Origin of the sequence: Hymenobacter cavernae, from assembly GCF_014641455.1 — a bacterium.
Classification (GTDB): Bacteria; Bacteroidota; Bacteroidia; order Cytophagales; family Hymenobacteraceae; genus Hymenobacter; species Hymenobacter cavernae.
Genome location: NZ_BMHT01000001.1, coordinates 745,322 through 756,607 on the forward strand (window position 1 = coordinate 745,322; position 11,286 = coordinate 756,607).

8 protein-coding genes are annotated in these 11,286 nt (G+C 57.7%); 4 read left to right on the forward strand and 4 right to left on the reverse strand.

The genetic code is table 11. The features are described from left to right. Positions 1–11: 11 nt before the first annotated feature. Positions 12–1,403, forward strand: coding sequence for a PQQ-dependent sugar dehydrogenase (locus tag IEX74_RS03230; protein WP_188810854.1), 1,392 nt, complete (start codon positions 12–14; stop codon positions 1,401–1,403). Between the two features lie 142 nt (positions 1,404–1,545). On the opposite strand, the gene IEX74_RS03235 is transcribed toward IEX74_RS03230, so the two are convergent. Continuing rightward, on the reverse strand, positions 1,546–2,553 hold the full coding sequence (locus IEX74_RS03235; RefSeq protein ID WP_188810857.1) for a cation diffusion facilitator family transporter: 1,008 nt from the start codon (positions 2,551–2,553) through the stop codon (positions 1,546–1,548). Between the two features lie 161 nt (positions 2,554–2,714). Here IEX74_RS03235 and IEX74_RS03240 point away from each other — a divergent pair, with 161 nt between their 5' ends. The 3 genes from IEX74_RS03240 to IEX74_RS03250 all read left to right on the forward strand — a co-directional run bounded on the left by IEX74_RS03240 (position 2,715) and on the right by IEX74_RS03250 (position 7,610). Then, a complete protein-coding gene (locus IEX74_RS03240; RefSeq protein WP_188810859.1) occupies positions 2,715–4,094 on the forward strand; it encodes an Nramp family divalent metal transporter in 1,380 nt (459 codons plus the stop codon). 93 nt (positions 4,095–4,187) lie between these two features. Continuing rightward, positions 4,188–6,674 (forward strand): TonB-dependent receptor, encoded by a 2,487-nt coding sequence (locus tag IEX74_RS03245; protein ID WP_188810861.1) that lies wholly within the window; start codon positions 4,188–4,190, stop codon positions 6,672–6,674. Between the two features lie 69 nt (positions 6,675–6,743). Further along, positions 6,744–7,610 carry a transporter gene (locus IEX74_RS03250; protein ID WP_188810863.1) on the forward strand — a complete coding sequence of 289 codons (867 nt, stop codon included), beginning with the start codon at positions 6,744–6,746 and terminating at the stop codon, positions 7,608–7,610. 153 nt (positions 7,611–7,763) lie between these two features. On the opposite strand, the gene IEX74_RS03255 is transcribed toward IEX74_RS03250, so the two are convergent. The 3 genes from IEX74_RS03255 to IEX74_RS03265 all read right to left on the reverse strand — a co-directional run bounded on the left by IEX74_RS03255 (position 7,764) and on the right by IEX74_RS03265 (position 11,216). Continuing rightward, positions 7,764–8,159 carry an SPW repeat domain-containing protein gene (locus IEX74_RS03255; protein ID WP_188810865.1) on the reverse strand — a complete coding sequence of 132 codons (396 nt, stop codon included), beginning with the start codon at positions 8,157–8,159 and terminating at the stop codon, positions 7,764–7,766. A gap of 146 nt (positions 8,160–8,305) precedes the next feature. Further along, positions 8,306–9,517, reverse strand: a complete 1,212-nt coding sequence (locus IEX74_RS03260; protein ID WP_188810867.1) for a DUF1501 domain-containing protein — start codon at positions 9,515–9,517, stop codon at positions 8,306–8,308. Between the two features lie 127 nt (positions 9,518–9,644). After that, complete coding sequence (locus IEX74_RS03265; RefSeq protein WP_188810870.1) at positions 9,645–11,216, reverse strand: DUF1800 domain-containing protein; 1,572 nt, start codon at positions 11,214–11,216, stop codon at positions 9,645–9,647. Between the last annotated feature and the right edge of the window lie 70 nt (positions 11,217–11,286).

Below are 11,286 nucleotides of genomic sequence, written 5' to 3' on the forward strand. Positions count from 1 at the left end.
AACAACTTATCATGAAAAGCTTTATCCTATTTTTTCTGGGAATGATGCTGCTGCTCAGTAGCGTTTCGGCTCAAACCACGACTTTTCCGGTAGGGGCCACTACGGTTTCGGTGACCCCGCTGGCCACTAACCTGAGCGTGCCGTGGGAGTTGATCTGGGGACCTGATAACTTTATCTGGATGACGGAGCGCGGCGGCCGCATCAGCCGCGTGAACCCAACCACCGGCCAGGTGCTGCCCCTCATCACCGTACCCGATGTGGTAACCAGCAGCGAAGGTGGCCTGCTCGGCATGACTTTGCACCCCGATTTTACCGCGTCGCCCTACGTCTACATTGTGTATAACTACAACGATAACGGCTACAAGGAAAAGCTGGTCCGCTATACGTATTCGGCGGCCGGCACGGGCTCGTTGAGCAATCCGACGGTGCTGCTCGGTGGCATCACGGCCAATAGTACGCACGCCGGCTCCCGCCTGATTATCCTGCCCGACCGTACCCTCCTGATGACGACCGGCGACGCGCAGCAGCGGCCCGAAGCGCAGAATACCGGCGCGTTGATCGGCAAGGTGCTGCGCCTGAACCTGGATGGCACCATCCCGGCCGATAATCCGGTAGCAGGTAATCCTATGTACAGTTTCGGCCACCGCAACCCGCAAGGGCTGGTGCGTGCTAACGGTAAGATTTATAGCACTGAGCACGGCCAGGATGCGGAGGATGAGCTAAACCTGATCGAGCCGAACCGCAACTACGGCTGGCCCACGGTAGAAGGCAACTGTAATTTACCCAGTGAGCAAGCCTTTTGCACCGCCAACAACGTGCGGGCGCCACTCTACAGCTGGGCTCCGACGGTAGGCATCGCCGGCGTGGCGTATTATGATCACCCGGCGATTCCGGAGTGGCGCAACAACCTGCTGGCGGTATCGCTTCGAGGCAACAAAATGACACAACTGCCGCTCACCAGCAATGGGGAAGCCGTGGGTAATGCCGCCGATTTTCTTTCAGGTTTTGGTCGTCTGCGGGCCATCTGCGTGTCGCCGCAAGGGCGGATCTACGTGAGCACCAGCAACCGCGACGGCCGCGGCAACCCCGCCGCCTCCGACGACCGGATTCTGGTACTGGAAAACCGCGCCTACGTACTCGCCACCAACAATGCGCGGGCGGCGGCTTTTCAGCTCTGGCCCAATCCGGCGCAGCACACCGTAACGTTGCACCTACCTGGCTCTTCGTCGGGCGCTACCGTAGCTACCCTGCACGACGCCCTAGGTCGCGTGGTGCGCACAACGGATTTTGCGGCCGGTCAGAATGATTTGCAGGTGAGCCTTGCCGGGCTGCGCGCCGGCGTGTACGTGGTGCGCGCTACATCCGGCACCGAGCAGTTCACCCGCCGTTTGGTGGTGGATTAAGGCTGCTTCTCGGAACTGTTGCGTTCTGGCGTGGCTCGTTCTAGCGGGCGCCTCACCCCCCTGGCCCCTCTCCTTCTCGGAGAGGGGCCAGGGGGGTGAGGCGCCCGCTAGAACATAACAGCCTTGAAGGTGGGGCTACCCTTTACTGCTTCTCCTCCAACTCCGGCGTCAGGTGGTGGCGCTCGTTTTTAACAGCATTGCCAAGTGTCCAGGTGATTTCCTTGGCGAAAGCATGCTGGCGCACGGGACACTCCGGCATGTGGCACAGCGAACAGGCCGCAAACGTGCACGGATCGGCGTGCACGAACATTTCCACTTCCACGTCAAAACGCTGACGAATAAGATGTTCGATCTTATTCAGCTCAGTGTGGGTTTCTTCCAGGCTGAAGTAATACGGCATCTGAATGTGGCAGTCGATGTGCAGATCGGCGCCGTAGCGCAACACGCGCAGGTTGTGCACATCAATCCAGGCGGGCTGGCGGTAGCGCTGCAATTCGGCAATAACGTCGCGCACGACGGTAGCATCCGACTCATCCATCAGCGCCGACACCGAGCGCCGCACCATGCGGTAGCCGTTCACCACAATAAAAATACCTAGCCCTAAGGCCGCACCGGCATCGAACAACACGTTGCCCGTGACGGCTACCAGCACCAACGCCACGCACGAGATGAGCGTGCTCAGGGCATCGAGGTAGAGGTGCTGCCCATCGCCCACCAACGCTACCGAGCTGAGCCGCTTGCCGGAGCGAATCAGCAGGAAGCCGGTACCTAGGTTTACCAGGGCCGTAAAGCCGAGCAAGGCCATACCCGAATCGGGGCGGGCCACGGCGTGCGGGTGCAATAATGCCTGCGTGGCGCTGTAGAAGATGTAGACGCCCGCAATCAGAATCAGCGCCCCCTCGAAGCCTACCGACAAATACTCGATTTTGCCGTGGCCGTACGGGTGGTTTTCATCTTTGGGCTGCCCGGCCAGATACAGGCTGTACAAGGCAAAGCCACTGGTGAAAACGTTGATAATCGACTCCAGCGCGTCGGTCAGCACGGCTTGCGAAGCCGTCAGGTAGTAGGCATAAAACTTAATTGCCACCAACCCTATGCTCACAACGAGCGATATAAGACCGAACTGGTTTTTGGTTTTGGCGATGCTCATGTGCTAGGAACCCAAAATGGGGCGACAAAAATCCGGTAAAAAACTCACTTTCCGGCTTTTCGAAACATTTAAGAGAAAAATGTTGTATTTAAGTGAGCTTAAAAAATAATTTAGGCCTTTCTAAAAATAATCTCTTCGTGAAGCCAACTTTTCCGAACGATATGCCGCCAGTTGTACAAAATCCGCCTGTGGCTGCTCCGGTTTCGGTCGAGGCCAGCTCCGAATCGGGGTGGCGGCGGGCCCGGCAGGCGCCTTCGCTGAGCGAAGTATTTGCCAGCATCAAGGTGCCGGCCGCAAATGCTCCTTTTTGGCGTAAGTTCCTAGCTTTCTGGGGGCCAGGCCTGATGGTGGCGGTGGGCTACATGGACCCCGGCAACTGGGCCACCGACATTGCCGGTGGTGCCCGTTACGGCTATACGCTGCTGTCGGTTATCCTGATTTCCAATCTTTTCGCGATGCTCTTGCAGCACTTGGCCGCCAAGCTAGGTATCGTGACGGGCCGTGACCTGGCCCAGGCCTGCCGCGACCATTATTCCAAGCCGGTTGCCATCGGGCTGTGGGTGCTCTGCGAGATAGCCATTGCCGCCTGCGACTTGGCCGAAGTTATCGGCTCGGCCATCGCCCTGAACCTGCTTTTCGGCCTGCCGCTGCCCTGGGGCGTGGGTCTCACCATCTTGGATGTCTTCCTGGTTCTGCTGTTTCAGAGCAAAGGCTTTCGCCTGATTGAAAGCATCGTCGCCGGACTTATCTTCCTGATTTTCGGGTGCTTCTTGTACGAAATTATCGTTTCGAACCCTGATTATTTTGGCATTCTGCAGGGTTTGGTGCCGCAAAAGCAGGTGGTTACCGATCCGGGCATGCTCTACATCGCCATTGGCATTTTGGGCGCAACGGTGATGCCGCATAACCTATATCTGCACTCCAGCATTGTGCAGACGCGCGCCATCGAGCAGACGGAAACTGGCAAGCGCATGGCCATCAAATTCGCCACCATCGACTCGACCCTAGCCTTGTTTCTGGCGTTTTTCGTGAACGGCGCTATTCTGGTGACGGCCGCCGCGGCTTTCCACAAAAACGGCATGCATGACGTAGCCGACATCATGGACGCACACAAGCTGCTGGCGCCGGTGCTAGGTGCCGGCGCGGCGAGTGCCGTGTTTGCGGTGGCGCTGCTGGCTTCCGGCCAAAATTCAACCCTGACGGGCACGCTGGCCGGGCAGATTGTGATGGAAGGCTTCCTCAACCTGCACCTGAAGCCGTGGGTACGCCGCCTCATCACGCGCGGTATTGCCGTGGTGCCGGCCTTCATTGTCACGCTGCTCTACGGAGAGCAGGGCACCAGCGACTTGCTGGTACTCAGTCAGGTAATTCTGTCGTTGCAGCTCAGCTTCGCAGTGGTGCCGCTCGTGCTATTCACCGGCGACCGGGCCAAGATGGGCGTGTTTGCCAACCGCCCTTATGTGCAGTTCACCGCCTGGGTTGTGTCCGGCATCATCATCCTGCTGAACGTGTACCTGCTCTACAAAACGTTCTTCGCATAGCCTACCTAGGTCGCTGCTGGCATCAGCAGCGACCTTTTTTTGCCCACTGATTTAGATTACCCTAAATAAATTTTTAAGCTAAGCTTAAGGCTCATGAAAGCTTTCTTTACTTCCTGGCGAGTATTGTTCATAGCACTGTTGCTGAGTACTTTTTGGCAGAACGCGCAGGCGCAGCATGGCACAATTCGGGGCCGGGTAACGGCAGAAGGCAAGGCGCTCGAGTTTGTAAGCGTGATGCTGGCAGGCACGGCCCTCGGGGCTACTACATCAAAGGAAGGCCGCTACCAACTGACTACTGTAGCGGCCGGCAGGCACGAGGTCGTCTTTTCTTTTCTGGGCTATGATTCGCAACGCTTGCCGGTGGAGGTCGTTGGCGGCCAGACGATTGAGGTGAATGCCACGCTCAAACCTACCACCTCGAAGCTAGGAGAAGTGGTCGTAACGGGTGTGTCGCGGACCACTGAAATCCGGCGCAGCCCCGTCCCGATTGCCGTTATCAGCAAGCGCGAGATGAACCTGAACCTCAACACCAACCTGATCGACGCGGCGGTGCGCGGCGTGCCCGGCCTCACGGCCATGACCACCGGGCCGAATATTTCCAAGCCCTTCATTCGGGGCCTAGGGTATAACCGGGTGCTGACCTTGTACAACGGCCTGCGCCAGGAGGGCCAGCAGTGGGGCGACGAGCACGGTATTGAAGTCGATCAGTATGACATCGAGCGGGTGGAAGTGGTGAAAGGCCCGGCCAGCCTGATGTATGGCTCGGATGCGGTGGCGGGCGTTATCAACATGCTACCGGCGCACCCGAGCGGGCCTGTCGGGAAGCTGCGCGGCGATGTTGTGACGGAATACCACACCAATAATGGCCTCGTTGGCACGTCCTTAGGTCTCTCCTACCGTCAGCCCGATTGGCAGTACGCGTTTCGCGCTTCGCAGAAAACAGCCGCCAATTACCAAAACCGCGTCGATGGACGCGTGTACGGCACCGCCTTTCGGGAGCTAAACCTGTCGGGCATGGTGGGCGTGGATAAGCCGTGGGGCTACTCGCACTGGTACGCCACGGCTTATCACAACCGCCAGGAAATTCCCGACGGCAGCCGCGATTCGCTCAGCCGCCGCTTTACCAAACAGGTGTTTGAAGCTGACTTGGACGACCTCAAGAACCGGCCGCTGGTAACGAACGATGGGCTGCGCTCCTATTCCATCGGCACGCTGCACCAACTCATCAAGCACTACCGCCTTTTTACCCGCAGTCAGTTGCGCCTAGGTCAGCACGAGTTGAACATAATGCTGGGGGCGCAGCAGAACTTCCGCTACGAGTTCAACCACCCGACAGCACCCAAGCAAGCGGGTCTTGCCGTGGCGCTTACCACCTTCAACTACGACCTGCGCTACAACCTGCCCATGTGGCACGGCCTGGAAACAACCCTAGGTCTGAATGGCATGGCGCAGCACAACCAGAACCGCGACGCCACCGACTTTCCCATCCCGGACTACTCGCTGTTCGACCTAGGTTCTTATGTGTTCCTAAAGAAGTCGTTCGGCAAGCTCGACCTCTCGGGCGGTGCGCGCTATGATGCCCGGCGCCTGGCCTGGGATGATTTTTACGTGGGGCCGAACCTAGGTACGGGCTTCGATCAGCAGCTTTCCGCCGGCGAGGCGAATGGGGAAACACCGCAATTTCCGGCGTTGCAGAAGTGGTTCCGGGGCGTTTCGGGGAGCTTGGGCGCGACGTACGCTTTATCGGAGCGGCTGCTGGTGAAGGCCAATCTCGCCCGCGGCTACCGCGCCCCAAACATCACAGAAGTTGGCTCCAACGGCCTTGACCCCGGCGCGCACATCGTGTATTTGGGCAACCGTAGCTTCCGGCCCGAGTTCTCTTTGCAGCAAGACCTAGGTCTGCTGGCTTCCCTGCCCGACCTGGATGCCAGCGTGGAAGTGTTTCACAACAGCATTCAGAATTACATCTACCAAGCCAAGCTTTATGACGCGGCCGGGCAGCCGGTCGTCATTGTGCCCGGCAACACTACGTACCAGTACCAGCAGGCCGCCGCGCGCCTCTACGGCCTGGAAGCCAGCCTAAAGCTGCACCCACACGCCGCGCCCTGGCTGCTCTTCGACAACAGTCTGGCGTTTGTGAATGGCCTGAACCGAAACGGTGCGTTGAAGGAGCAACACGGCCGCGCCGCCCGCTACCTGCCGTTCATGCCGCCGCTGCGCACGCGCTCGGAACTGCGGGCCACGCTGGCTAAGCCGACAAGTTGGCTCGCCCAAACTTACGCGCACATGGGGCTGGAAATGGTGGCTACCCAAAATCGCTTTTACGCCGTCGACAACACCGAAACGGCCACGCCCGGTTACGCGCTCTGGAGCCTGGGAGCCGGCACTACGTTCGTCAATAAGCAAGAAAAGCCGTGGCTGCAACTCTTTGTGCAGCTGGACAATGTGTTCGACAAAGCCTACCAGTCGAACCTAAACCGGCTCAAGTACTTCGAGTATTACCAGACCTCGCCAACGGGTCGGCTGGGCATTTATAACATGGGGCGCAACTTCAGCGTGAAGGCGATTGTGCCGTTTTGAAGCCAGGCGAAACCATATCCTGGCGCCGCCGACGCCGTATGAAGGAAAACTCTCCCTTTCCCTTATACAATGAGTCCTTCTTACTCCCGACTAATCGTCGCGGCCCAGGTACTGCTGGCTGCGACGGGTGCCGCGCGCGCCCAAACCAATGACACAATTCCGGTAAATAAGCATCAGTACTCGCTGTTCAACCCGACGCCGCGCAAATACATGCGCCCCTTGGTGCCCGACAGACCCGGCATTACGGATAGCCCGTACACTGTAGATGCTGGCCACTTTCAACTCGAAAACGATGGTTTTCGCCTGATTAATGGCCGGGAGGGTCAAAGCCGCGACCGAGAGCTGTACCTCAGCCATGTACTGCTAAAGCTAGGTCTTACCGATAAAACGGACGTGCAGCTACAGGTTAATTCCTACAGCATCAACAAACACTGGGAAACGCCAAGCACTGCTTCTCCTGAGCGCCAGGCCGGTTTTGGCGACCTCACTTTCCGGGTGAAGCGAAATATACTTGGCGATGATAACAAACCCTTTGCCTTAGCCGTGCTGGGTCTGGTACGTCTGCCTACTGGCGGAACTTTGGGTGAAGGCGGAACAGAAGTAGGCTTTTCAGTGCCCGCTGTTTACAAATTGCCGCATAATTGGAACGTGGGCGGCCAGGTTGCCGGAGTTTGGAGCTACGACCGCGAAACGACTTCACACTTCATGCTGCTCACGCCCACCTTCACCATCGACCGGGAGTTTACCAAATGGCTGGAAGGCTTTGCCGAAATCGTAGGCTACTGGGATATGCGCCAATCGGCGTGGCGCAGCTCCATCAACCTAGGTCCGCAGTTCGACATCGGCGACAACCTGCAACTTGACTTTGGCACTCACCTACCTCTCAATCATCAAACTGACCGTGAATACTTTATCGGATTCAGCTTCCGACGGTAAGCCACCATATGTGCTAATGTAGAACATCATGTTTCCTGCTGACCGACATGACGTTCTAGCGCAAATGCTTTCAGCTGGCTTACTAAAAACAAAAAGGCCGACGCGGTTTGCACCACGTCGGCCTTTTTTGTAGAAGCCTAGGCTTCAATTATTCTAACGGTTATGATCGGTCATCAAGCTACCGCGAGCATTCGTCTGGGTTTGGGCATGCCAGTCGGTAATCATCCACACGAGTAGGAAAACGATACCCATTGCCACGAAAAAGTTGCGGGCTACGAGGTTGTCGTTGGCGAAGCCAAACAGCCAGGGCGAAGCCAGCATAATAGGACCACTCACCAGCTCAAAGCCGCCGTGCACCGGGAAAGGAATCATCTTGATGGCGCCCATCGGGAAAGCCGTGAGCAAAGTAACTACCAGGTAGCCAGCCGCCAGCACATAGCATACAGTAGCGTAGGTGCCGGTAAATTCAAAAATGGTAGGAGCCAGGGCAAACAGAGCGACCGTTGCGTAATCCATTACGCCGTGGGCCGATGGGGATAATATTTTCATGAGTAAGGAGAGTTTTGGTTAGTTTGGTAAGGTTGTTTGCTCTCCTCTTACGCACGCAGGAATTTATGGATATTGTCGAGATTAAAAAAATTTGAAAAATTTCGACACCCTTCACCATAATTACCTGGTTCACAGAGGCAGCACTTCTACACCAATCCGCTTAATCGCTCGAACTCCGTACCTAGAATGGCTTTATCGTCGGCGCCGAGCCAGTCGCGAAGCACGGTGGCGTACACGCTGCGGAAGTCGAGCTGGTAGCGCAGGTCGCCTTGGTCTAGGTTCGCTAGGTCGGGAGCGGCATTCAGAACACCCGGCTTTCGCAGAGCGCCGCCGAGCAGCATGATGTTGTTGGCCGTGCCGTGGTCGGTGCCGTTGCTGGCATTTTGCTGCACGCGCCGTCCAAATTCCGAGAACGTCATTACGAGCGTGCTGTCGAACTGCCCGCTCTTCTGCAAGTCCTCAGCAAAGGCACCTAGGCCCTCCGACAGGTCGCCGAGCAGCTTGCCCTGCTGCTCCTGCTGCCGTACGTGCGTGTCGAAGCCGGCCAGCGACACGTAGAACACCCGAGTTTCGATGCCGGAGTTGATCAGCTCCGCCGTAGTCTTGAGGTTGCGGCCAAACTCCGTATTCGGGTACGCCACATTCGATTTGTAGACCTTGGAAGTCTGATACAGATACTCGGCCGACGAGGAAGTTTCCACCAGTGTTTTGTACAGATAATCCAGCTCAGAAGCCGCCGCACCGGGCACTTTTTCGCCGCTCACCTGCGCCAAAAAGTGGTTCTGCGTAAGCTGATGAAACTTCTCCGGGCTCTTGAGCGCCAAGCCTTTACGACTCTTGCCTTTCATGGCAAGGCTCAGGGTATCATCTACTTCCACACCATTATAAGGCACCTGACACTCAGCGCAGTTCGAGTCGAGGTAGCGGCCCAGCCAGCCCGTCGTCACGATCTGGTCGGCGGCCGAGCCGCTCTGCCAGATGTCCATCGAGCGGAAGTGCGAGCGGTCGGGGTTAGGGTAGCCCACACTGTTGAGCACGCCCATGCGGCCATCGTCGAAGAGTGCCTTGAGCCGGGTCATGGCCGGGTTCAGACCTAGGTCGTCATTCAGCGTCAGGATGCCGCTTTGCTCGCGCAGCGCCAGCGTGGGCCGAGCTTTGTAATACAGGTCGTTGCGGTACGGCACGATGGTATTCAGCCCGTCGTTACCGCCCCCAAGCTGAATCACGACCAATCTCCGCCCATTCGAATTACCTAACCTAGCCACGCCCTGTCGGTCCAGCGCGTGCAGGAACCTAGGCAAAAACAGCAGCGAGCTAGCCAGCACCGACGTTTTCAGGAAGTCGCGACGAGTGGTCATGGGGTTAATTGTTTGATAGGGTGATGTAGCGCGAAGCTCCCGCTTCGCGCATCGTTGAACGACAATCGTCAGAACGACCTGTCACCATCGTTCGACGATGCGCGAAGCGGGAGCTTCGCGCTACATGCTACATCAACTGATATTCTGGCAGTGCCAACAGACTTGTAATCATCGTTTTCAACCTTGCTTCCGATGGCGCTTTAGTGGCCATTTGCTGCACTAAGGCTAGGTTTTCAGGCCGGATGGGCGTTTGCAGCAAAAACTCGCTCAGCTTTGCAGCGTGCTGCTCTTCCGGAATTTTTGCTAGAAAATCCGCTAGCGGCTTCAGCTCTAAGTGCGTTTTTACCTGCTGCCGAAAGGTGCGGTCAGCCCTGGAAACCGAAGGCGCAATGTCGTTTTCATCCTCCTTGAGTGCCACGTTGAACTGCGCATTTTTGAAGAGCACCTGCGGCAGCTGCAAGCGCAGCAGCAGCGACGAGCTGTCGATCCAGTTGCGCCCGCCCGGCCAGCCGGCCACATTCGGCGGCTCAAACAATGTCTGACCCAGCGCTTTCTGGTAGCCCAGCAGCGGCCTCGGGTTTTCCAGCCGCACGCCGAGCGTACGCTTGATGCCCGCCAACAGCTCAATCGGCGACTTAATCCGGGTGCCCACATTGGCGGCCTCGTAAAACCAATCGGCGGAAAACATGCGCTCCAGCAGGTCGCTGATATCGTACTGGCTTTTGTAGAATGCCTGCGCAAGCGACTGAATATGAGCTAGGTTCGGCGTGTCATTCACAAAAAAGCGGTAGAGCTTCGTGGTGATGAACTCCGCCGTTTTGGGCTGCTCCAGCAGGATGTTGAGAATGTCTTCGCCGCCAAAGTTGCCGGTGCGGCCCAGGAAAGTTTTCGGACCGGCATCGTGCTGCTTTTGCCGAAAGATGAACTGGTAGCTCTCGTCGGACGACCAGCCGGTGAAGGCGCGGGCGGCCTCTTTCACGTCGTGCTCGGTGTAGTTGCCGCGCCCGATGGTAAACAGCTCCATCACCTCACGGGCAAAGTTCTCGTTGGGGTGCTGCTTCCGATTCTGCTGATTATTAAGAAATTGCAGCATAGCCGGCTCCTTCGACACGGCCAGCAGCAAGTCGCCGAACTTCCCCAAAGCTAGCTTCCGGATGGTGTTGTTGAGCTGCAAAGCCGGGGCGGGCTGCCGCACCCGACACGCAAAATGGCCGTGCCAGAAGAACGTCATCTTCTCCCGCAGCTGGGCCGACGAGCCAGCCATGCGGTCGAGCCAGCCGATATTCATCTGATAGAAAGCTTCCCGAATGCCTTCATTTTCCATTTTGCGCTGCTGCGGCGTGAGCTGCCGGCGTCGCAGCAAAGGCAATTTGGTGGCATCACTCCCCGTCAGCAACGACCTAGGTGTCAGCGTGGCTATAACCGGTGCGGTGTTGGCAGAAGTTGCCATTCGGTCGGGCGTAGTCGTCATGCCGGCTACGCGCGAATCCGGTCCCGAAGCGGGCGCTGCGCTGGGCACAAATGGCGGCCGCAGCTCGGCGTAATGCATCGGCGGGCTGTCCAGCGGCTCGTACTTTTCCGACTCGCGCAGCAGCTTACGCAGCGCCTTCCGCGGCGACATACTCGCGTCTACGTCTTCGGGCCGCGGCCCAAATCCGGCGCGCCAGTACAGGTGCTGGATTCGTTGTTGGGTGGTCATAGGCAGCATGGTTTGGGCCAGCACTGCGTTGGACGTTGCTGATGATTAATGGTTTAATCGTAGGAACGCG